This window comes from Cupriavidus sp. MEYA8 (genome assembly GCF_059278825.1).
In genome coordinates this window covers 512289-535496 of record NZ_JCAEMD010000003.1, presented here as the reverse complement: position 1 = coordinate 535496, position 23208 = coordinate 512289, and the positions used below count along the sequence as shown (strand labels likewise).

Genomic DNA, 23208 nt, shown 5'->3' with positions numbered 1-23208 from the left:
CACCAATGCGCAGCAGCCTGTTCCGTCAAATCGTCAAGGATTACAAGCTCTCGGCGAAGCTTTCGCCGGTGTTCTCCCTTTCGCCGGACCTCGATGACATTTGCACGCGTGTGGTCGACTACATCGGTGTCAATTTCCGCGTCCGCGAGGAGCCCCTCGTCAAGGAAATGCTGGCCGACGGCATCACCGCCTGGCGTGCCGCGCGCAAGCATGGCGACCCTAATGTGGCGTTCATGAAGGGCCTGTTCTCCCGCGCGCATGAACTCTATGGCAAGCGGTACGCGGCATTCAAAGGCGAGAAATACAATGTCTGGTATCCGTTTCACGAGTCCATTCCGGCGTTCGAGCAGCGCCAGCCCGAAGGCTATGTCTGCCGGGTCGTCGACGAGCCGGCGCCAGGCGCAATCACCCAACGCTGCGCTGCGTTTCAGCTCGCCGCCCGCGTGCTGACGGGTTACACCTTTACCCGCTACTTCGAGAACTACGATGTCGCTGGCAACTTTGCACAATGACGCACGCCGCCTTGCGATCCGCCTCAAGCAGGCTCCGGCGCGCATGGCTGCCAAGCTTTGCGGTGTCGACCCGGCGCTTGCCCTGCACATGCATGAGTGGCTGACGGCTCCGCCTCCGGGCGCGCCGGCAATGCCGCTAGCCTTCACCACTGGAGCGGCGGCAGCGTGCTTTGCGCTCATCAAGATCTCCGTGGTGAAGCCGGCTGTCTTCTGGGGCGCGTTGGTCGCTTTCCTGAGCCTACCGGTATTGCTCGCCCTGCGATGGAGCTGACATGGCAAATAGCCGATTCGCGTCGCACGTCCGCCTGTGGCTGATCTTTTCGCCGCTGATGATCTGCACGCTCGCTCCGTTCATCCAGGACGAAAGCGCCTTCGAAATCAGTGAGACGGAACAGGCCTCGGTTGAGCGCGTGCTCGGCCGGGAAAAGGCCGACGTCGCCGTGACACTGGCCAACGCCCGCTTTGACCAATGGTTCATCGAAAGCGGCGTCGTCAAGTTGTCGTTCTCCGGCTCCGACGCCCAGACCGGATTTGCCGATGGCGGCGCGTCTGACTTCGGTAGAAGTTGGATGCAGCACTTCTGGCTAACCATCTACCGCGCACTGTATCGTGCAGCGGTCGGCCATTATTGGCTCGTTGGCGCAATCGTTCTGTTCCTTGCCCTGTTCAATGATGGAACCGTGTCGCGGAAGATCCGCGCCGCGGGCGCCGGCTTTGCCAATCCGGTGTCCTTCCATGTGGCGGCACACGGCTTGATGCTCTGCTTTGGCTTCGGCGCGTCCGCCCTGCTCTTACCTCTTCCCATGCTGGCGACCTGGTGGACCTTCGGGGTCTGCCTGGTCGGCTTGCTCTGCTGGCGCCTTGCAGCGTCATTCCACGTCGGCAAGTAGCCGACTCCGCAGCGACTAACAAGGCCGGGTGTCCGGCCTCCCAAAGGAGAAATCATGACCACGACCGATCTGACCCCTGCAGATGAGCCGCTCCAGGAAGTTGGTCCGACCGACGATACCGTTGCACTGCTCGCTGAACCGCCTACCACGCTTGGCTCGATTGATAGCTCCGGCGATGTCGAGACAGAGCTCGCGGAGATGGAGCAGTCCGCCGATGCGCTGCGCAACGAGGGTCTGATCTCGACAGCGGACCATGAGGAGCGCAAGGCCCAAGTGGAACGCACTCGCAAGCTGTTCCGTGACCTCGCGCCCGAGGACCGCAAGGCGATCGTTCGCCGTCGTCGTGAACTCGGTCTGCTGATCCTCAATCGCGAGCTCGCCGGCGCGGCAGTTGTTCCTGTGGCGCTCAAGCTCAATCACACGCGCCTGCGCCCGCTCTTCGAACAATGGTGGCCGTACATGAACCGCATGTCGCTGAACCTGCAACGTTTTGGCGCAACCACGTTCTCGCGTACCGAACTGTCGGCGCTCGAGAACTACCTCGAACGCGAGCTCTCGAAGATCGAGGACTATGTGGACGAACAGCTGCGTGTGGCGAAAGCCTACCGCGAGCAACGGGAACAGGAGATGCGAGCAAGATGCGAGATCGTGTTCGTGCCAACGATCCAGCGCCCATCCCTTGCTCTCGAGGTCCAAGCGTACTCCCGCTTCTCCGTGCGAGCACTGCAGGTTCTCATTAAGTTCGACCAGGCCATGGATCAGTTCGACTTTATGGTCTGGAACGGAATCCGTGACCAGGGCGACGTCAACGACGAAGTAACTCGCTTCCTGCGCAAGTTCCAGCCGCTGGGCCTGCGGAGCTACACCACTCATCTGAAGCTGATGACAACTGTGCGCGGTATCTGACGGATTGGTGTCACTTGCTGTGAGTATGTCGCACCTATTGAGACTTGTATAAATCATGACAACCGATTCGAGTCTGACGCGTTATCTGATCAAGGCGTTGATGGGGAGTCGATTGCATGGCTGGGAAGATGGACGAAGCGACCAGAAAGCGGGTTCGCGCTGGACGGATGCTGTTAGCGAACAAGCCGGTCGCGGAGGTTGCGGCTGCGGTGGGCGTGGCACGGCAGACGGTGTACACGTGGAAGGCGCGGCTGGACGAAGGCGGCATCGATGCGCTGCGCACCATGGCCCGTGGACGGCCGTCGTTGCTCGACGATGCCCAGCGCGAGCAGCTGTGTCGTGCCTTGCTGCAGCGCCCCACCGAGCATGGCTTTGGCACCGAACTGTGGACGCTCAAACGGGTGCGTCTACTCATCGAGCAACGCTTCGGGGTGTCATACAACGAGGCCCATGTCTGGCGCATTCTGGATTCGCTCGGCTTCTCGCCCCAACGCCCAGATCGACGCGCTATCGAACGCGACGAGGACGCCGTCCTGGCGTGGAAGCGCAAGACCTGGCCAGCGCTCAAAAAAAGTGTAAGCGGGAGCAACGACTGATCGTCTTCATTGACGAGTCTGGGCTCTCGGAGCGCCCCACGCGCGTGCGGACATGGGCTCCGAAAGGTCAAACGCCAGTCATCCAGTTTCATTTCAACTGGAAACATGTCTCGGCCATCGCGGGAATGAGTTATCACAACTGCCTGTTCCGCCTTTACGACGGCGCGATCAAGAGTGCGCAGATCGTGGAGTTCCTCAAGGCACTGCGCGCGCACCTCAAGCGCCGCCTGATGATCATCTGGGACGGCGCCGCGCAGCACAAGAGTCGCATCGTGCGCGACTACCTCGATAGCACTGGTGGTGCAGTGCAGATGGCCTTTGTCCCGCCCTACAGCCCGGACCTGAATCCAGTGGAGTATCTCTGGGCTTGGCTCAAGCGCCATGCCCTGGCCAACTTCTGCCCACACTCGCTCGCCGAACTCAAAACGACCGCCCGCAATCGGCTGCGCAGCGCACAGCAACGCGCCAACATCATTGCCGCGTGTTGGAAGCAGGCCGAGTTGTGGTGATGTCAGCATTTATGCAAGTCTCAATAATGTCAGGGTCTCTCGTTTAGCTGTGTGCCGCGTCCTGTCACCTCGTGACTCTTCATGGCACATTCTGACATTAGATGTATGCAAGTGACATTTGCTATCACGGCGTGTGCCACATCGAGTCAGGCTTGAAGTAGTCCAAGTCCATTATTTCCGGTCAAACATCATGTCTCTTGCAGAGACCCTTGATAAGCTCAACCTGTCGCAACGCGAAGTCGTTGACTGCCGTGCCCATTGCGTTGCAATCGCTGTCCCGGGCGCCGGAAAGACGGCGACCATCGCGGCAAAGGCCGCGATGCTGCTCTCAGCGCCCAACGCGAGGGTCGGTGCCGTCACCTTCAGCAAGGATGCCGCCGTTGAGTTGCGCGACCGCATTGGGTCACTTGCGGGCAGTGTCGCCAAGAAGAGGCTGATGGCCGGCACATTCCATTCACTCGCCTACAAGCAGCTCAGCAGCGGCGTCGAGGGAAAGCGTGATATCGCCACCGATGGCGATCGCATTGGGTTGCTCACTCAGGCGCTTGCTGACACAGGATTGGACTGGAAGGTTGAGGACGCTATCACCGCCATCGAGGCCATCAAGACAAACTTTGGCCAAGTCCAGGCAGGGACAACCGAGGAGGTCCTGTACCGCGCCTATCAGGATTCGCTGGAGCGGAATGGGAAGATCGATTTTCAGGACATGCTGCGCCTGGCGGTCGAAGGCATGCAACTTGGCACGATCGCTCCTTACCCCCTCACCTATCTGCTCGTTGACGAATTTCAGGACACCGATCCGCTGCAATACCAGTGGATCGCGCTCCATGCTCAGGCGGGCTCGATTATTACGGTCGTAGGCGACGACGATCAAAGCATCTACGGCTTTCGATCAGCCCTCGGCTTCCGCGGCATGGAGTCCTTCATTCGGCAGTTTGACGCGCAACCTGTGGTGCTGGGAAAAAACTATCGCTGTCATGCCGAGATTCTCGGTGCTGCCGACAAGATCATCCGCCACAACCGCGACCGGATTCCGAAAGTCCTCGTTGCTCACAAGGGCCCAGGCGGCGAAGTAGCATTCCAGCGGTTCCCGGACGAGTACGCCGAGGCAGTCGCCGCAATGGAACACCTCGCACCTGCGCTCTCAAAAAGTCAGTCGGCGGCGATATTGGCCCGGACGAATCGCATCCTTGATCCGGTCGAGGCGGTTTGTCGCTCTCACGGCATCAAATACTACCGGGCGTCGGGAAAATCTATTCTCAGCCGCCCTGAGGGTGCCATGATGTGCAACCTTCTGGAACTCGTCCAGAAGACTAGGAAGACCGGGATCGACGCATTGCTCTCGTTCGTGGGTGTCGGAACGCATGAACTGCAATTACTCCACAACAGTGGCAAGGCGACCGGCGAGCAGCATCAGAGGAAGGACCTGGTCGAGTTGGGTCTCTCCGAGAATTCGGCCGGCAAGTATCGGGAGCTAATGAAGCGTTTGGCTGAATGGCGCGCGCTCTGCGACCGGCAGTTCTACTCGTTAGTTTTGGAGGGCGTGCACGAGTGGATGTTGCAGCAAGCAGGTGCAGATCAGGCCCGCCGCGCCATCACCACCACATATGACGTGCTGTCGCGGTTGAACGGTCCCTTCTCGGATCGTTTGGAGTTTCTGCGGCGAGACAACAACAAGCCGGCGCCGGATGCGCTGGTGCTGACGACGATGCACAGCTCAAAAGGCCTCGAATGGGACCGCGTCTGGATTATCAGGGCGGAAGAGACGGTCGTCCCCGACGAGAAGAGCACCGAGGCTGAGGAGCGCCGCCTCTTCTATGTAGCAGTGACTCGTGCCCGGCGGGATCTGCGGGTATCCATGACCAAGAGGAACCCGACTTCCAGGTTCATCCTTGAAGCCGAGCTCGGGTGACTCGGTACGCGTCCTGAGGTCGAGTAGAGACTGCTCGACCAGATTAGGAATTGCAGCGGCCGATGTCGAAAACAAGAAGGCACTGCACGTTACCCCGCATTACACCGCCGGCGAATTTTGACGCACGGCCAATGGAACCCGCCGACCGAGTGGCCGATGTCTGCGGCCCCTGCAGGCTCCCAATATTACTCGCGCGGCCCCCTCTGGAGGTAGCGCGATCATTTGCAATTTGAAGGAGTTGTCGTTGAGCCCGTAGGCACGCCCCAACAAAAAAAGCCTGGAGTTGGCGCTCCAGGCTTTTCATCCGCATAGACCCAAGGGTGACAGGCTTCTCAACCCACTTGACCGGACCTCTACCACAGTTCGAGTCTACGAAGCCTCGCCCTTCGCTGTCAATGCCCCCTCCACAAATTAGCATGATGATAGAAGATGAATTTTGGCTTCGAGGGGCTTCCTATTGCCCAAAGAACAACAGCATGCGGCAGTGCGTCGCATGCTGCAGCCTCGATTGTTATCGATCGCCGGCAATCCAAGTCAGCCACGTGCGATGCAGGGCGGCTGCCTGCTCGGATACTCAGAGCGATCGCATTGGTCTACGAGTCCGATGGGCTCCGGGCTTTGCACATCACTAGTCGCCAAGTTCTCGCCACGCTCATCCGCTTCGCACTGAACCAGAAGGATCCCACTGCGCTCGCCTTCATCAAGAAGTCAACGATTGCACAGCACCTTGCGATTAGCGAGGCCACTGTCTATCGGGCGCTCGGAGCACTCGAAGATGCCGGGCTTATTGAGCGTGAACGGCAGCAGCGCACCAGAGCGCAACTCGAGGTCGTTGGCCGTATCCGGTTCACCGCAAAGTTGCTCCATTGCATTGGGGTTACTGGCGTGCAGCTTTGGGCCGCTGACCCTCCGACTGGTCACGATGAGCCCCAGTCCAGCGCTACATCTCTCGCACAGGTGAGTGGCGTAAACAATCACCAGCAGTCTTCTACGAAGAAACATCCCGAGCGGGGAGCCTTTGTGCAGATTGCCGATCGGGCAGTGCCCATTGATCTGGCGCCTCTCGTGCGTGATCAAGAGCTGAAGACGTCCGCCCTCTTCTTGCTGATGCGACTTGCGAGGGAAGCTGGCCAGCGACTGTCGGACGTCGTCTCGGCGGCCGGCCATGCTCTCGGGGCGCTGCGGGGGCGGGAACTGTTCGCCTACCTCAAGTCGCTCCTCGGAAAGTCCATTGATTATGGGCATGTGGTCCGGACTCGAAAGGTCCAAGAAGATGAGAGACACGCAGCCGACGCTCGTGCCGATCAGGACCGGCAGGAGATTATCCAACTCGTTGAGCGGTACCGCGGTAGACGGGTGCCAGCGCCCGACGGGCGCATCTATGAGGTGGACTCGGCCTCGATCGTAATCACCGAGGCCAGCGGCCGCCGAAGTTCATTAGGCCATGGCCAGGCGCGGGCCTGGCTTATCGAGATGGACAAAGCAGCGCGTGGGCTCACGCTTGCCCTCGTCGAGCCCCCTTCAGCGGCAAGGTCATCGCCGGCAGTGGCACAAGCAGCTATTGGGCAACTTCGCAGCATCCTCGATGGCAGACCTGCCTCCAACGCGGTCGGTGTTGTCTCGGTGGCGGATAATGAGTCCGCTGCCTGCACCCTGCACGGCGTCCTGTCCTGAGTATTGCGCCCCTGCACCACAAGGCGCGGCGATTGTAAGCATACCGCCCCGCGGGGCGGTAGCAGGCGTTGAGTTGTGGTGAAGTAGCGCTGGTGTGCTCAGATCAGACTTGCTGAGGCCGGTCCACCTACTCGCTTGGCGGCCTTCGCCGCCTTGTGCACTCGACTGGCGACGAAGCCTCCAAACATACTTCGAACAGTAGGGTCATTGATGTGCTCATTGACGTTCAGGGTCGCCACGTTAAGTCTTCGCGCGAGAAGCCTGGCAGCCTGAGACTGACAAAATTCGGAGATCATGTCCGATTGCTGCTCAGTGGACAGCTTGTTGTAGGCCTCCCAACCGAGATCAGCTTCTCGTTGGTCGCGCTCCGCGCCAGCGGCCTTCACGCGGGCCTCGCGCTCAGCCATCTCCTGGTCAGCGGCCTTACGTGTTGATTCCGCAATGGCCGACTGATGATGAATCTGCCGGTCGAGTTCCCCAAGCAAGTAGCCCTCGCGAAGGGCCTTCATGAAATAACCACCTGCTCGCACCTTCACCTTGCCAACTTTCACGTTGTGCCGGGTGTACTCCATGGCCTGGTGGATTCGCTCGTCGTTGTACAGGTCGCGGTTGGTAATAATCTCGTTGAACTCGGACTGGTTGAGTGCGAACTCTTTGCGCAACGTTTCATAGACGTTGCGAAGCACGATGAACGCGGTCTTTTGCTCGTTGGGCTGCTCGGTAGCGTTCAATCGGAATCGGACTTGGCCGATTTTCTTTGAACCGGGCACATTAAGTGTAAGCATCTCAATGTGGAGTCCGGTCACTTGGCGAATTTCCGAGATGGCTACCTCAAGGACTTTACTTCGGAAGTGCTTGAAGAGGTCGTAGGTCTTCTTCTCACACTCTAGCCAAGCTCGTAGGGCTTGAACTTCGAACCAAGGCGTGATGCCCTCAACCATGAATTGTTGTAGTCGGTCGTACAGAACCTTAGAGTGCACTGACTTGAATACGTAGCGCAGGCTAAGAAAGTGGGAAGATTTTGGGTTCTTGATGGCGCGCTGTAGCCGTTCAGGAAGCTCGAAAATGAACTCCCCTTTTTCGATGAATGCTGAGCCCATTAGGGGCACTGCACCCCAGCGATCTTTGGAAGGATCTTCGACGTCGATCTCGTTAAGCTCGATGGCTGCTTTCTGAGCTTCGCGAACAAGCTTGCTAAGGTGGCGTCGGTTGTTGCTGGTTGTGGCCAGAAGCCACTTGAACAATCCGACGTCGACCCGGTATTCGCGACGGACCTCTTGGTCTTCAGCTACAAGAAAGTAGGCAACATCGATGAGACGACGGCCTGCCAGGCTGAGGTCGATGATTTTGACGAAGGCATTGCTGCGACGGAACCCCAAATCCTTGGGCGCTTCCGTGACGCTCTGGCCTCGAGGAGCGAAGTCCTCGAACAATGCCAAGGCTAATTGTTGCGATGCGCTTTCCATACCACTTCCCTCCTTCGGGCAGGAGGTTGCCGGGGAAAGGTCGAAAAGTCAAAACATTTCTTGTGACTTTGCCTTCCTGTCGTCTGGTTTGCGTCATAGCGATGATGTGGGCGAGTTTGGTGAGCAAGAGGAATTTGGCTCCGTCGCGGTTCGGGGCAATTGTGGTGAGGTTTCCTGGGCCCGGGTACTTGGTCCGGCGGTGGGGTTGTTCGACGTGCCGCGCTTTGCGTGGTGTCTATGGGAGCGTGGGGTGGGTAGTTTGTTTTTTTAGTAAACGGAACACCACTTACTAGAGGCAGCAGGCTTCGCCATAAAATCAACGACTTAGTTTGGAAAGGTCACTTTTCTTATTCAAAAGGTCGACGATTTTGTCTGGCAAGGTTACTAGATGTGGTCGTAAGGACACCGGATTTGGCCGGGCCTCTCAGGTCGATGGGCTCTTGGCTCTGTCAAGGTCACCGAAATTGTCCTTAAGGTCACAAGAATTGTTCGAATCGGGCCTAAGCCAAGCGCAACACGGATGTGCGAGCGGTTTGCACGACGCATGGTCACAGGAATTGTATGTCTGCGGGCAAGGGCTTGATACGGAAGCGCTGATGGGGCAAGGTCACTAAAATTGTCCGTAATTGCAGCAACAACAGGCTGCGAGACCGCTCGATTGACCCTTGCACGGGCAACAAGGTCATCAGAATTGTCTGTCCGGTTACTGGAGTGGGAGCCAAGGTCACAAGATTTGTACGATCTGAGCGTCTAGCTGTCGGGGCAAGGTCACCAGAATTGTACGAACTTGCACTGGTTACTGGCTGATGGAACATTGCGCCGCAGTCACCTAGGGAGTTGTCAACAGGTGCCGGCCCTTTTTTGCCAGTTGCCGATGATAAGTAGTCCCGGAGTGCCCGATGTCGCCGGTCTTCATCAGTTGTTCTAAGGGAGAGCAACGCCCGGAGGAATGTGGTGACCTTTACCGCACGGTGATGCGTACAATTTTGGTGACTTTGCCGGTTAGGAAAGAACTCCGCTGTGGGCCCGATACCGATCTACAGAACCACAAAACAGTGAATTCGTACAATTGGTGGTGACTTTGCCTATTAGCCATCGATTCACCGGCCCGTGGTGCGCCGTTCGATGTCTCCCGCGTGCCGGTCTTTATGGAGGGGACGGCTTAAGGCAATATTTTCCTCCAACGCGAATTACGCTCTGGGCGGGGCCAGGTCTCATCAGATACAGCGTACCGCGCACATAGAGCCCCTCCAGGCGTCACTTTTTCGCCAAAAGTGCGTACAAATACGTGAAGTTTCCCCGATGGTCGCGTATTCTACGTTTTATCGTGAATTTCACATGGAACGTTGAATATGGTGGTGAAGAGCGAATTAACCGAGATTGACCGGACTGTCACGATTGGTTCAATGAGTGACTTTTCGAAGAAGCTTCAAAAACTCACTGAGGAACTTCGCGAACATATCCTGGCACCTCGCCCTCGGAAAAGTCCGCCCACGTTCACCTCCACCCAGGTGGCCGAAATGTGCGGCATCGACCGCGCACGGCTTCATTATCTGGCAACGAAAGACGGGAGCACACTTCCGGCGGGTGAGCTTCATGGGCGCGTACGCCAATTTACGCTTGGTGAGACTCGGAAGTGGGTTCAACAAGCTTCACAGGTGAAGCCGTCCCCACTGCTAAGAAAAGGCGAAGCGGATGGCCGCGTTCTGATTTCTGCCAATTTCAAGGGTGGTAGCTGCAAGACGACTTCGAGTATGTGCCTGGCGCAGGGATTGAGTTTGCGCGGTCGGAAGGTGCTGCTGGTTGACTTGGACCCTCAGGCATCGCTGACCGAATTGTGCGGCCTGTATGCCGAGAAGATGATTGTCGAGGAAAGCACCGTTCTGCCGTACATCTACAGCCCAGAAGACTTTACGCTTGAGAGCGTCATTCAGGAGACGTATTGGGACGGGATTGATGTCATCCCTGCGCATCCATCTTTGTTCTCCGCCGAGTTTCATATCCCGGCTATGGCAAGCAAGTCGGCGAATTATCGCTTTTGGACGCTGCTACGTAAGGGCTTGGAGCCTCTTCGAAAAAAATACGACTATATCGTGTTGGATTCGGCGCCTTCGCTATCCTACCTGACGATCAACGGCCTGATGGCTGCGGACGCCATGGTGATGCCTTTGGTGCCGGAAAGTCTCGACTTCATTAGCTCGGTATCGTTCTGGAGTCTGTTCTCCGACATGGCGGACAGTTTCAAGAACATCGAAGGAAACAAAACCTACGACTTTGTGAGCATCCTGCTTTCGAAGGTTGACTATGGCGTAGCGTCTTCGGCTCCGATAGTTCGCTCCTGGGTACAACGCGCCTATGGCGATTGGATGAGCCCAATTGAGGTGCCGGCGAGCTCCGTAATGAGTAATGGAGCTCTCGCACTTGCGACGGTCTTCGACATTAGTAAGTTCGAGGGAAGCAACAAGACATTCCAGCGTGTGCGGATTCCTTTCGACGAATATTGCCGTTGGGTGGATGAGTTTTACGCCGGAAAGTGGGAGGACGCTTAAATGAATATGCGCAAGCGCATGCTGGAGCAAACCGCAAATTTGACTCCTGCTAATGAAATCAAAGTGGAGATCGCCCCCCAAGTTGCAGACCGTCCGAAGACTGCACCAGGGATGATGGCGGCCTTGAGTGCGGCACAGCTTCGGATTCAAGAATTGGAGTCCCAAGGGGCTGCAAGCACCGTTCCGGTCGAGAAGATTCGGCCGAATCCCTGGCAGCCGCGGATAAAGTTTGATGAGAGCAGTCTCACTGAGCTTGCGGAGAGCATTAAGGAACTGGGCCTAATGCAGCCCATTCTCGTTCGACGAGTCACGCCGGACAACGAAGAATCCTATTTCGAACTGATTGCCGGCGAGCGTCGTTGGCGCGCTCACCAGGTGCTGGGTCTGCAAGAAATCAAGGCGCTCATCACGGATGCGTCAGATGCAGATATGGCCGTCCTCGCTTTGGCCGAGAATGTCAGCCGAGAAGACCTCACCGACTACGAAATTGGCAAGGCGATGCGCCGTGTCGAGAAGGAATTTCCAGACAGGAAGCGGATGGCTGAATCCATGGGGATGAGCCGGAGCACACTCTATCGCTATTTTGCCTTCGACAATCTACCTGAATTCATCCGTGTAGATCTGGAGAAGAACCCTTCGCTTTTCAGTGGTACTGCGGCAAGTGACACCTACGCCGTGCTCAAGAAGCATGGGGAGCCAGCTGTGGCGGTGGCTCGCGAGGTGTGGAAGCAACTTGTAGACGGTAGCCTTGAGCAGTCGAAGTTCGCCAAGCTGCTGGAGGCTTCGCTACTCCGTCGCGAAGCGACGCCCGTAACTTCCCAGCGTGACATTCATAAGGTCTATGCCGGTAAGACTCAAGCCGGCAGCATTACCAAGGACTCCGTGAGCTTTACCGTAAAGCTCAAGAGTGCTGTCCTGACTGCCGCTCAAGAGGAGCGGATACGGACGGTTATCAACGAACTTTTTGACGGAGGACCGCAACGCTAACAGTTGTCGTTTCCAGACTATTCGAACCCCTCATGGGGGGTTTGTGTTCCGAGTCGGAACACGAGTGTCGTTCTTATACTGACATGGTCTGAATTCCGCGTGGCCCTGTCAGAAGCGGAGTTTGTCGGCGCGAACGGTGCAAGTGGATCCGTCGACAGCCCGTGCGATCGTGTTCCGAGTCGGAACACGACGTCTTGACATCCTCCCGTCCCCTCGACCTTCGCCCGCCGCCTTTCGGCGAAAAGGAATGGGATTCCTTCGGCGCTACGCGATGAACTGCGCAGTCACTTCGGCGGGTTCCTGCTTCGCAGAGCGGCCCAGCTGCACCGACTCTCCACAGGCCGCAACGCGGTGGCCCCGCGCCAAAACATTGATCGCGCCAACCACGTCGGCGTTTCCTCGAAACCGCATTCGATGCAGGCGAACCGAGCTTGCGTAACCCTGTTGTCCGCGCTCACGTAACCGCATGCCGGACACGTCCGACTCGCCAGCTTGTATTCCAACTGGCGGCGGAATTCGAACCAGCTTTGATCGAGAATCGCTTTGTTCAGGCTGGACTTGGCCCGAACGTTCTTACCCGGCTTCTCGGTGCTCCCCGCTGCCGACCTAGACATGTTGCTCACCTGCAAGCTCCCGTCGCTGAATGTGGCGAAGCGGGCCATGCCGACATCGATGCCGATGGCGCTGGTGGTCTGAGGCACGGGCTGCTCGACCTCTCGTTGCGTCTGGATCGAGACGAACCACTTGCCAGCGCTCATGGATACTGTGGCGTTGCGCACCTTACGGCTGTTGCGATAGCGCAGCCATCCAAGCTTCGGCAGGAAGATACGACTGTTCGCCTGATCCAGCTTGATCTGCTTTGGGTCCGGGTAGCGGAAGCTGTCGCCTTGCCCCTTTTTCTTGAAGCGCGGGGACGCGGCCCGTTTGGTGAAGAAGTTCTTGTAGGCTCGCTCCAGGTTCTTGAGCGGAGCGCCTGCTGAAGCGGATGAATTGGAGAGTCCTTGAGCCACGGTGTCTCCCGCCCGTTGCGCCATCCCGTCAGGTGCTTTGCCATGGCGACATAGCCGATGAACTTGCCGCCCGCCCCGAAGTTTTCCTTCTGCAACGCCAGCGCCTTGTTAAAGACGAACCGGCACGAGCCGGAAAAGCGACGCATGTCGCGCTGCTGGTCGCCGGATGGTATCAGTTCGTATTTGAAGGCCTGCAGCAATTGCATGAATAGATCGTATCAGCATTCACGCGTTGTCAAGGACGCCTACGGCGTCCGCGCTATCCTTCCACGCCCTGAAGGGCGAGGTTTGACGCGCCTACCGATCAAGCACACGATCCCAACGGATGCGAACGACTGCACCGATGCGGTCAACGAAGTCTCCGGGTGCACTGGAAGCCAGCCCCATGTTTAACGCTTCCGAGTAAGTCCGCTGGAAGGCATCGTGTTCCGACTCGGAACACGATGCTCAAAGGTCCGAAGCAGCATCACCCGACAAAGGCGGGTCTTGGGGGGCCGCGCTCTGACTTGGAACGCAGCTGAGCTCGTCCCGTCGATACCTCAGGCGAGCGCATTATGGGCGTCGATGGAGGTCGCTCACAGGGAACCCTTGTAGGGCAGGCACTGCAAAACGACAGCACGAACGCGAGTGCCGGACATGGCGCAAGCTGCGGAATCGGACTATGCCACCCGCAGCCACACCTCTAAATGAGTTGCCTCACGTCACACAGAGCGTGCATGCCCCCGGCTTCGTCTCGCCGATTAGACACATACCTTCGTGGGATCCCTCGACACAATGGCGCAAGGGCCAACAGAAAGGTCACAAAGATTGTACGAATCCTAGTTGCAAGGCTTCCCGTAAGACCTGTGCGCGGCGTGTTTAGCGCCGGACGCTGCCGCTAACGGACAATTGACGGTGACTTTGCCTGTTGGGGAGAATAGGAACGCAACAAATTTGGTGACCTTACGAGGGGATGCCTACTGCGCTGCATACAATTTGGTGACCTAACCACAGCGAGAATGGGCAACGAGGGCAGGCTACAAGGCCAACTTATCGATGGTCGCAGGCAAAACTGACGTTCGTACAATCTCGGTGACTTTGCCCTTGGCGCAGGCTTGACGTTCGGCGACTATTGGTGACATTGGCTCTCTCGCCATACTCGGCGAAGCCGCATTCGGATGAGGAAGGGCTGCGGAGCTGAATGCGCGAAAGCGAAGAAAAGACACTTCGGGAGGGGCTTGGAATTGCAGCCGTCCGTTCACTAGGTAGTGGTCGGAGAGTCTCCACTACTGCTGAGGACGAAGCAGAACCCGGATTGGCGCCGAGGGCGATTATCAGCGCGATTGGGCGGCTTCTCTAAGGAAACCGTGGTGTCGAACTCTAGGGCCTTCCCTCAAGGTCCCGGCCGAGCGAGAGGGAGGAACGCCCCCCGCTTCGCGCAACGCTAAGGTCGGTTGGCGTTGGCATCCCGGCGTTAGCAGCTCAGGCCTGGCTGGCGCGGGTGCGAAGCTGTCCGGGGGCAAAGCCATCCGATGGCCGCCCGCACTGATCGCAGAAGCGCCGCCACAGAGTACGCAGTAGTTGATCCAGGCCGCTGGCGGAATAGCCGGCCGCCACGCCCGCGAGCCGTTTGTTGCGTCCGTGAGTGGTGGCAGGCTGCGCCGTTGGGGCTAACAGCGCCGCCTGCGCCGGCGGCATCACATTTGGCCAGCCGCGGTCGGCCCAATGTGCCTGTAAGGCTCGCTGGACGGCCGTATCAAGGGTCACCACCTGCCGGCGCGAACCTTGGCGTTGCAATACAGCGCCGCCGGCGCTGGACTGCAAGCTGGCGCAGCGCAGCAGCGCCAGCTCGCTCAGTGGCAAGCCTGCGCTGCGCATTAGTTGGGCTGCAACCAGCGCAGCACGATGTCGCGGACCGTGCCGTGCTTCCCCCAACCACGCCAGGAAGGCCTCCACGTCGGGTTGAACGGACGGGGCGCTCTGCGCCGTGGCCGCAGCGGCCGCCGTTTGCCTTGGGATGAGTGGGGCACTCGCCAGGTGCCCGGCCTTAACCATTGCGCGTAGCAGCGCCCGAACCACCCGCAAGGCGGCCGCTACCGAACTGGGTCTCAGCGGGCCTTCGAATGGCCGCCAGTGCATTCTGTCGCGCGCCCCGCTCGGGCCGCGCCAGAACGCCGCCGGCTGAGGGTCCGCTAAAAATTCCTCATAAGCCTCAAGATCGCAGGCCTCCAACGCCTGCAGCCCCTTCTTGTGCGCTGCATTCCACAACAGCAGCCGCTCGGCCTCGCGCCGATAGCTGTTGCGGGTATGTGGCGCCCGGTCCTGCAGCCAGGCGCGTACAAACGCCAGATCGGCGGCAAGCGCCGGCCCTGCCGCGGTATTTAGGGCCGGCGCCAGCATATGCTCGAGTGGTACTGGATACGGCATACCGGGGGCCAAGGCCAAGGGCACCAGCGCATCGCGGCGGGCGTGGGCGGCAGGCGGCAGCACATAGGCATTGACCGCTGCGGCGCCCATGGCCGAGCGCTGGCGCACCAGCCAGTGCGTGATGACCTCGGCCGACTGCGCGCCGATGCGTGGCACCGTGCGCCACCAGCTGCTGCCGCGCCGGTTCGCCAAGGACGTCAGGTCCTCAATCCGCCGGATATTGGCCGCCACCAGCCGGCGTGCCAGGCTCGGCTTGAACCAGAGCGACACCTCGTGCTGGGGCTGCGGGTAGCCTTGCCCAAGCCGCTCGAGCGCCGACACGGCGTCTACCCGCCGGGACATGCCAACCTCTGAGCGCGCGCGCAGCGCTTCGAACATGCCGGCGATCTCGGGCTGGCCATGCTGCAGGGCGAACTGCACCAGCCGGTCGCGCAAGGCCAGGATGCGCTGGATCGCCTGGGCCTCGCTCAGGTGCTCGTCGTCATCGGGGTCCAGCAAGTAGCGGTTGGCGATGTCCACCGGCCGCATGCCCTGCGCATAGGCACGGACCACGGCAAATTCGGTGCGGGTGAGTTTGGTGACGGCGTGCGTACTGGGATCCTGAGCCATGGAAGCAGCGCTAAGTGCTTGAGCTATAACAATATTCAGCAGAAGCCATCTGGAACCGGGCTGAAATGCTGACTAAAGCGCAGTGTAAATTATTTTTGTGTCGGACGCTACGCCTATTCGGCTGACGTAGCGCGGCCCGTCCTAGTTTGTTCAGGGCAGCATCGGCTCAATCCGGTCGTGGCGCTGATGATGGAAGCGGTGCATCACTATGAGGGATACGTGGCCAAATCCCTCGGCGACGGAATCCTCGCCTTGTTCGGCGCACCGATCGCCCACGAGGACCATACGCTGCGGGCGCTGTTTGCGGCGCTGCGCATGCAGCAGGCCATGCGCGGCCATAGCGACAAGATCCGGCTGGAGCAGGGCATCCCGCTACAGATCCGGGTTGGCGTCCATTGTTGCCGATCGCTATTTCCGCCAGCGGTAACCGGCATATTCGCTAGCAATCACCTCCATCTAACTGATTGATCCATAGCCGATTTCTGCTCCGTTGTGACGTCTACCACTGTTGCTCGTAGGCAACGCGTTTTGGGCCGTAGGGTCCACTAATTCCGCCAGCCTGGGTCAGCCGTTCAGTTAATCGCCTAATGTGTGTAAGACCACCGCTTGCATACCTGAAGTTGTATCTACTTTCACCTAAATTTGTGGCTCTAATAGGGAGGGGCAAGGAACCTCAATCGAAGAAGGGCCAGTCGCAGCGCCTTGATGGCTGTCCGCGGCGTCTCGCCTATCGCCTGTACGCGTCCGTCGCATAGACGCGCCACCAACGCCCCGCCCGTTTCCCGGTAAATCCAGAACATCGCGCCGGCATCCTGCTGGCCGAGCAGGCGTCGCTTGCGAATATCGGCGTTGGCGGGGGTGAAGGCGGTTGCGACTGTCCAGCCCCTCTCTCGTGAGCACGTCAATCCGGGGCCTTGGCTATGCCATTGCGCAACGATAGCTCGCCTGCGACGGTGGCGACGACGAGCGACGCCGAAAAGGCGCGCCGCTTTGCTGGTCCTCGACATGATCCCCCACGCCTCGCCGCAATCAATAACCGGTTCGACAAAGCGGGTGATGTCACAACGTCGCTTTGCACTCCACCACGGACGAAGTGGGCAACTCGCAATTTCGACATGGTTAGCGCATTCCCGTGGCCAAGGAGCAACTCCTGGACAGCCTTGTCCGCGTTTGCCCACACCTGGAGCAACGCGGTGGCCGCTGCATGGTCTGCGATCCACATGTGGGTCGCGGAGAATTCCCGATTCGGCGGGCTGATCGAGGCATGTAGCATTACCTGCTCGCTCAAGTCCCCAAACTCGCCAGCCGGTGGCGCACGATAGGGCCAACGGCGAAGGCGCACAAAAGGTTCCACGCTTCATGCCCACAGGCACTCTGTGATCACTAGCGCTGCTTGGGGGTGGTGCGCCAGCCGTCGCGGCGGCGACCGCGGCGGCCGGAGCCTCGAAGATCCGTGGCCTTCGACGAAGATCAGTGCCGAGTGCGTGTCCAGAATGCAGCGCACAACTTCGCCATCCTCAGGCGCATTGCCATGAACCTGCTACGACAGGATCGCACCATCAAAGCCGGCTTGAAGAACCGCCGCATGCTGGCCTGCGCTAACGACTGCTATCTGGTTCAATTGCTTGGCTGGAACGACGTTTAGATTTCCGTCACATTTCATGCGATGGCCTGCACGCTCTGGACACAGTTCATAATTTTTGAGATTTTTGATGCAACGTCACGCATATTATTATTAAAGTAGGAGATTCACCCCCGTGTCTCCTACGTTCCCTTCTGACCCGGCGCAAGCCGGGTTTTTTTGCTTAAGAAGCCCTAACAAAATGAATCTACAGGGCTGTTAACTTCAAGTGATCTTTGTTAACCTTTGCGTTGTTTCGTCAGCGCAAAGGACATGGCCAAACTAATACTCGACGACGAACTGTGGGCACTCATTCAGCCACTACTGCCGCCACCGAAAGCTCGGCGCGCGCGCTATCCCGGGCGCAAGCCGCTGGACGATCGGGCCGTGCTCACCGGCATTCTTTTCGTCCTGCAGTCCGGCATTCCTTGGGAGATGCTGCCCAAGGAAATGGGCTGCGGCTCCGGGATGAGTTGCTGGCGACGACTGCACGCCTGGCAGAAGGCCGGTGTTTGGGATCGCCTGCACGAGGTGCTGTTGGCCAAGCTGCGTGTGGCCGACCGCATCGATTGGTCACGTGTCATCGTCGATTCCTCTTCCATTCGTGCTGTGGGGTCGGGTCAAAAACAGGACCCAACCCCACCGATCGCGCGCGACCCGGTTCAAAGCATCACCTCCTGACGGAGGCTCAAGGCATTCCCCAGGCGCTGATACTGACCGGCGCCAATCGCAACGACGTCACCCAACTGCTGCCGCTGGTGGAGGCGATTCCGCCTATCCGCGGCAAACGCGGCCGTCCATTATCCAAGCCCTGCATCGTCCAGGGTGATCGCGGGTACGACCACGACAAGTATCGCAAGCCCCTTCACGCCGCCGGCATCGCCACCGAGATCGCCCGTCGCGGTGAACCGCATGGCAGTGGTCTTGGCAAAACCCGTTGGGTTGTAGAACGAACAATTGCTTGGCTGCACAACTTCAAGAGATTGCGCGTGCGCTTCGAGCGTCTCGCCACCATCCACGAAGCCTTCCTGAAAATCGCCTGTTGCATCATCTGCTGGCGTCACCTCAGGAAGTCATTTGGTTAGGCCCTCCGTTCGACAGGTCAAATATCTGAACAACATCGTGGAGCAGGACCATCGGGCCATCAAGCGCCAGACTCGACCAATGCTTGGCTTCAAGGACTTCCGCTGCGCCCGCATCTTGCTGGGCAGCATTGAGCTCATGCATATGATCGCCAAAGGCCAAATGCAGTGCCACGAAGGGAGCAGTCCGTCGGCTGCGCAGCAGTTCTATTCCCTGGCTGCATAAGGCAACAGCGCCCCCAGGCCTCGTTCCGCCCTCGCTCGCTTATTGCGACAGAGCCATCTCTTGCGGCTTGGCAGTTGGTAGTGAAATGGTTCTGGCGACTGACTGCTATGAGATTGATGATCTTGCCAGCTTGCCTGGCTATGCCCCGTCGTGGAGATAGAAATGATGGGGATTTGAAATCGACGGAAATTGGCTTGTTTGGCGCTGCGCCGTTTAGTATGAAAAATAAGGGGGGCCGTGCAGCTTATGAAAGCGTCTGAGGGTTGGTCGACTCATATTGAGGCGCGTGCAGTACAGCCTCAACGCGAATGTAGTGCCAAGAAGGGGGGCTCGTTCGTGATGAATTGGGGCGCGCCATGAAGATCAATCGATTTTTCTGGCTGCTGACCTTGGCCGTGATCGCGATTGCCGTCGGCGCCGCCGTCAGCATACCGCTGTCGAGAGGGCACACATATGAACAGGTGTCCGCCGCAGCCGAGGATCTGGTCACCTATCGGCTTGCGCTCATTGCCGCGGAAAAGGTGTCGTGGGAGCGAGGCCCGGCCAATGGTCTGCTTGGGGCAGACCTGCCCGTGCCGGCCCACATCGACGCGGCGCTGGGCCGCGCGCGGCAGCAGACCGATGCAGCGCTGGCTGCGCTGCTTGCCCGCCTGCAGCCCGAAAGCAAAGCGACGGAACGCGCCGTGGTGCAAGCGGTCATTGTCCAGTTGAGAGTGGCGCGCGGCCGTATCGATGCAGTTGCGCAGTTTCCACGGTCCAGGCGCAGCCCGCAGTTCGTTGTGCATGCGGTGGCCAGCATGTTTGCCGCCGTGGATATACTGCAGCCGGCAATCTCGAGCGTGCAGGCCGATCTCGTCCACGCGATGCCCACTTCGGCCAACCAGTTCGTGGCTGCCCGCCTGCTCACTGAGTTCAGGGAATACGCCGGACGCCTGGGCTCCAGATTCACACCGGCGCTCACGCTCGGACAGCCGCTATCCGGCGAGCAGGAAGCCGCCGCCGACAGGGATGTCGGGCGCATCGAAGAGCTGGCGGAACTGGTGGCCACCAGGATCGGCAACAGCGACGTGACTCGGAAAGCAGGCCTGCGCAAGATCGATGCGCTGTACTTTGGCTTGGGCATGGATTTGGTCAGGCAGATCCGCGACGCCAGCCGGAGGATGGAACCCTACGGCCTCTCAGCGGCGGACTTTGCGGCGCGCTACGTGCCGACCATGCAGCCCATCCTCGATCTGCGCGATGCCGAACTGGCGCACGCTGGTACGCAGATAGACGAGGCCCTGGAACAAGCGCGCTTTTACCTGGCGACTGCCATCCTCTTCTGTACGCTGTTGTTGGCGGCCATCCTCATGCTCATGCTGACATTCAAGCGCAAGGTGATCCAGCCTGTCGTGGCAGTCTCCAAGGCAATTATGTCCGAAGCGCGAGGAATGCCAGGCTTTGCCCGTCAGAAGGACGACATCGCGAATCTGCAGCAAGGCCCGCAATTGTTGCAAGCCGCCAATGCGGAGAACCTGCTTCTGCTGGACCAGCGCGAGCAGGCGCTGAGCTTCATTTCACATGACATGCGGGCGCCGCTGACCTCGATCATCGCGCTCATTGAATCCCGGAGAGACGCGGCAGGGCCCAACGACGAGGTGACAATGCGTGAGCGTATCCTGCGTCAAACCAGGCGGGCGCTGGCGCTGGTCGACAACTATCTGGCACTGACACAGGCTGAATCCAAGACCTGGGACACGCAGGAGGTCGATTTACGCGAGATCATTGTCGAAGCCATCGATGATGCCTGGGCTTTCATGAATCAGCGCCGAGTCCGGATCGTACACTGTGAAGCCGAGAAGGGCGCCTGGGTGCGTGGCAACTACTGGTTGCTGCTTCGGGCAATCGGCAACTTGATCAACAACGCTATCAAATTTAGTCACGAACTCGGCGAAGTACACGTGGACTTGGCGCGCCAAGACGCCTGCTGGAAGGTATCTGTGACGGACTTTGGCGCCGGGATCCCGGCGAACCTCATTCCCAGACTGTTTCAGCCATTTCAGCGTATTCAGGAACCTGGCCCATACGCTGGTTCCGGTGTTGGACTGGGGCTGGCGTTTGTGCGCACGGCAGTCCTGCGGCATGGCGGCAACGTGTCGGTGACGAGCACGCCGGAGGACGGCACGACGTTCGTGGTGACCTTGCCGGCTGCAGGTTCGCCTGTAGCCGACTAAGAGCGGCTTATGTGGACGCCTCCCGGATCGCAAGCCGGTTTTGCATGTTGGTAGGCAGCACGCTTATGTCCGGCCTGTTTGCGCAGGCCGGTTGGCCTGCTGGCCCATATGGATTTCGCTGGCGAGGGCCTTAGCTAACAATCGAACTTGGAAGTTCAACACTCTTATCAGGCTTTCCTCGCCCCGGTCCAACCTGTTTGCCATCATGCAGTTTTGCTTGCGCTCGTTGGTGAAAGGGTTCAGTGAGGTGTAGCCTCATGCAGACGAGCGACTACGCTGCCGTGCTCGCCTGTTGGTATCTGGTTCCTCGGTGTAGGACAGCCCATATCGTGCGGGCAAGCTTGTTCGCCATGGCCGCCACTACAACGTTGAATGGACGTCGCTGAAGCAGGCTGTCAAGCCACGGCGATCGTATGCCACGCGTGATCACGGCTCGGGTGCCGTGCATCAGTAAGGTTCGCAAATGGGGGCTCTGATAATCATATAGCCGGCCTCCCCTCCGTTCGGGTCGAACGGCTGGCGTAGAGTCGAGTTGCGAACTGACGTGACGCACAGGAGGCCGGCATGAACAAGTTTAGTGGAATCGACCTGCACTCGAACAACAGTGTGGTTGTGGTCAGCGATGAAGCTGACCGGGTTATCTACCAGCGGCGGTTACCAAACGATCCGGTCCAGATCCGGACGGCCCTGGCGCCGCATCGTGACGAGCTGGTGGGGGTGGTAATCGAAGCCACGTTTAATTGGTACTGGCTGGTTGATGGCCTGATAAAAGATGGCTACCAAGTGCATCTGGCGAACCCCGCAGCGATCAAGCAGTACGAGGGGTGAAATATAGTGGGGACTTCGCGGATGCTGCCCATCTCGCACAACTGCTGCGTCTGGGGCTATTGCCAGAAGGCTACCTTTATCCAGCAGAAGAACGTCCGGTGCGCGATCTCTCGCGCAAGCGCATGCAACTGGTGCAGTGTCGAACGGCCCAGATCCTCGCGATCGAGAACCTGTTCTCACGCCACACTGGTGGGCAGATGCGGGGTGAACGGGTCAAGCGTCTGGATCAGACACAGGTCAGCGAATTCGGCTTTGCACCGGATGTGGCACTCGCGATGCAGGCCAATCTGGCGGTGATGCAAACCTTGCAGGAGCAGATCGAAATCCTCGAGAATCGACTCATGGAGCGGGTGAAACTGCAACCCGACTACGTGTTGCTGAAGTCGGTGCCCGGCATTGGTCCGGTTCTGGCAACCACGATCATGCTGGAAACCGGAACCATCTCGCGTTTCACCGAGGTTGGTGATTTCAGTTCGTACTGCCGCTGTGTGGACAGCCGGCGCGAAAGCAATAGCAGGAAGAAAGGCGAAGGCAATACAAAGAACGGCAACAAGTATCTGGCGTGGGCATTTGTCGAGGCGGCGAACTTCGCCATGCGCTCGTGCCCGGAAGCCAGGCGCTTTTACGAGCGCAAGAAACGTGCACGTAACGGGATTGTCGCGATCAAGGCGCTGGCGCACAAGCTGGCGCGCGCCTGCTATCACATGCTTCGGGAGCACAAGCCATTTGACGTAACCCGCTGCTTTGGCTAAAAGGCGGTGCAAGGGGAACGAGCCCGGTATTGCGACTGGTGAAAAGCCATGGCTCTGATTGGGTCTTCCCTTTGCCCCGCTTCCTGTTTGCAGATAACCGGGTCGCCTAGACAATGAGCCACGCTTGACTGGCGTTGCGCAGGCAACAGCCACGGTTCTGAAACCCATTGGACCTTGTCTGGCACCAACGTTTCTCTGGGGCGGCACCGCCGCCAGGGCGATCGACAATTCATCGCCGATCGCTTGATCCCGATGGGTGTCTGGTGCGATCCGGTTCGCAACCAGCCGCGAGAAAACGGATGCGATACCGCTGGCCCTGCAGGCAGCCTGCGACAGGATAACGGAAGGAATTTCGCCGGATTGGCATGACGATGAAAATGATCATCATCATGCCAATCCGGCGATGGGGAAGATTTGCGCCTTGACTTCGGCCGACTAATGGGTGTCGCGATAAGCGAGC

The 23208-nt window shown here is 59.0% G+C and carries 14 protein-coding genes and 5 pseudogenes; 15 read left to right on the top strand and 4 right to left on the bottom strand.

Annotated features, from left to right (window positions below; genetic code table 11):
* The first annotated feature begins 5 nt into the window (after positions 1–5).
* The 7 genes from AC5WJ1_RS30370 to AC5WJ1_RS30340 all read left to right on the top strand — a co-directional run bounded on the left by AC5WJ1_RS30370 (position 6) and on the right by AC5WJ1_RS30340 (position 6999).
* Positions 6–512, top strand: coding sequence for a hypothetical protein (locus AC5WJ1_RS30370; protein WP_439672793.1), 507 nt, complete (start codon positions 6–8; stop codon positions 510–512).
* The gene (locus tag AC5WJ1_RS30365) at positions 487–783 is read left to right on the top strand and encodes a hypothetical protein (RefSeq protein WP_492344664.1); all 297 of its coding nucleotides are present in this window, start codon (positions 487–489) and stop codon (positions 781–783) included. The genes AC5WJ1_RS30370 and AC5WJ1_RS30365 overlap by 26 nt, the downstream gene beginning before the upstream one ends.
* Before the next feature lies 1 nt (position 784).
* Positions 785–1402, top strand: a complete 618-nt coding sequence (locus AC5WJ1_RS30360) for an IncC plasmid conjugative DNA transfer DtrJ family protein (protein WP_494477155.1) — start codon at positions 785–787, stop codon at positions 1400–1402.
* Between the two features lie 54 nt (positions 1403–1456).
* Positions 1457–2308: an ATPase gene (locus tag AC5WJ1_RS30355; protein ID WP_494477154.1), complete on the top strand. Its 852-nt coding sequence runs from the start codon at positions 1457–1459 to the stop codon at positions 2306–2308.
* 116 nt (positions 2309–2424) lie between these two features.
* Positions 2425–3413 (top strand): IS630 family transposase gene (locus AC5WJ1_RS30350; protein WP_494477153.1). Its coding sequence is split into 2 segments (ribosomal slippage): positions 2425–2875 and positions 2875–3413, totalling 990 coding nucleotides; the frame shifts between segments, so codons are not numbered across the junction.
* A 190-nt stretch (positions 3414–3603) separates the two neighbouring features.
* Positions 3604–5325 (top strand): ATP-dependent helicase, encoded by a 1722-nt coding sequence (locus AC5WJ1_RS30345; protein ID WP_494477152.1) that lies wholly within the window; start codon positions 3604–3606, stop codon positions 5323–5325.
* Positions 5326–5754: 429 nt separating this feature from the next.
* Positions 5755–6999 (top strand): helix-turn-helix domain-containing protein, encoded by a 1245-nt coding sequence (locus AC5WJ1_RS30340; RefSeq protein WP_494477151.1) that lies wholly within the window; start codon positions 5755–5757, stop codon positions 6997–6999.
* A 98-nt stretch (positions 7000–7097) separates the two neighbouring features.
* Here AC5WJ1_RS30340 and AC5WJ1_RS30335 read toward each other — a convergent pair whose 3' ends face one another.
* Positions 7098–8465: a replication initiation protein gene (locus AC5WJ1_RS30335; protein ID WP_494477150.1), complete on the bottom strand. Its 1368-nt coding sequence runs from the start codon at positions 8463–8465 to the stop codon at positions 7098–7100.
* A 1352-nt stretch (positions 8466–9817) separates the two neighbouring features.
* Between AC5WJ1_RS30335 and AC5WJ1_RS30330 the strand changes: the two genes are divergently transcribed.
* Together AC5WJ1_RS30330 and AC5WJ1_RS30325 are read left to right on the top strand one after the other, a co-directional pair.
* Positions 9818–11014, top strand: a complete 1197-nt coding sequence (locus AC5WJ1_RS30330) for a ParA family protein (protein ID WP_494477149.1) — start codon at positions 9818–9820, stop codon at positions 11012–11014.
* The gene (locus AC5WJ1_RS30325; protein WP_494477148.1) at positions 11015–12001 is read left to right on the top strand and encodes a ParB/RepB/Spo0J family partition protein; all 987 of its coding nucleotides are present in this window, start codon (positions 11015–11017) and stop codon (positions 11999–12001) included. It abuts the gene before it with no gap.
* Positions 12002–12265: 264 nt separating this feature from the next.
* Here AC5WJ1_RS30325 and AC5WJ1_RS30320 read toward each other — a convergent pair.
* Positions 12266–13217, bottom strand: a pseudogene (locus AC5WJ1_RS30320) (RNA-guided endonuclease InsQ/TnpB family protein).
* A 1255-nt stretch (positions 13218–14472) separates the two neighbouring features.
* Positions 14473–16026 carry a phage integrase family protein gene (locus AC5WJ1_RS30315; RefSeq protein WP_494477147.1) on the bottom strand — a complete coding sequence of 518 codons (1554 nt, stop codon included), beginning with the start codon at positions 16024–16026 and terminating at the stop codon, positions 14473–14475.
* Positions 16027–16191: 165 nt separating this feature from the next.
* Between AC5WJ1_RS30315 and AC5WJ1_RS30310 the strand changes: the two are divergent.
* The 5 genes and pseudogenes from AC5WJ1_RS30310 to AC5WJ1_RS30290 form a co-directional block, all read left to right on the top strand.
* A pseudogene (locus AC5WJ1_RS30310) lies at positions 16192–16422 on the top strand (adenylate/guanylate cyclase domain-containing protein); the annotation flags it as partial.
* Positions 16423–17479: 1057 nt separating this feature from the next.
* On the top strand, positions 17480–17671 hold the full coding sequence (locus AC5WJ1_RS30305) for a hypothetical protein (protein WP_494477146.1): 192 nt from the start codon (positions 17480–17482) through the stop codon (positions 17669–17671).
* Positions 17672–17920: 249 nt separating this feature from the next.
* Positions 17921–18732 (top strand): IS5 family transposase gene (locus tag AC5WJ1_RS30300; protein WP_494477145.1). Its coding sequence is split into 2 segments (ribosomal slippage): positions 17921–18272 and positions 18272–18732, totalling 813 coding nucleotides; the frame shifts between segments, so codons are not numbered across the junction.
* A 7-nt stretch (positions 18733–18739) separates the two neighbouring features.
* Positions 18740–18955: pseudogene (locus AC5WJ1_RS30295) on the top strand (DDE-type integrase/transposase/recombinase); the annotation flags it as partial.
* Positions 18956–19311: 356 nt separating this feature from the next.
* Positions 19312–21168, top strand: a complete 1857-nt coding sequence (locus AC5WJ1_RS30290; protein ID WP_494477144.1) for a sensor histidine kinase — start codon at positions 19312–19314, stop codon at positions 21166–21168.
* Positions 21169–21439: 271 nt separating this feature from the next.
* Here AC5WJ1_RS30290 and AC5WJ1_RS30285 read toward each other — a convergent pair.
* Positions 21440–21634 (bottom strand): annotated as a pseudogene (locus AC5WJ1_RS30285) (IS110 family transposase); the annotation flags it as partial.
* Between the two features lie 98 nt (positions 21635–21732).
* Here AC5WJ1_RS30285 and AC5WJ1_RS30280 point away from each other — a divergent pair.
* Positions 21733–22748, top strand: a pseudogene (locus AC5WJ1_RS30280) (IS110 family RNA-guided transposase).
* The last annotated feature ends 460 nt before the right edge of the window (positions 22749–23208 follow it).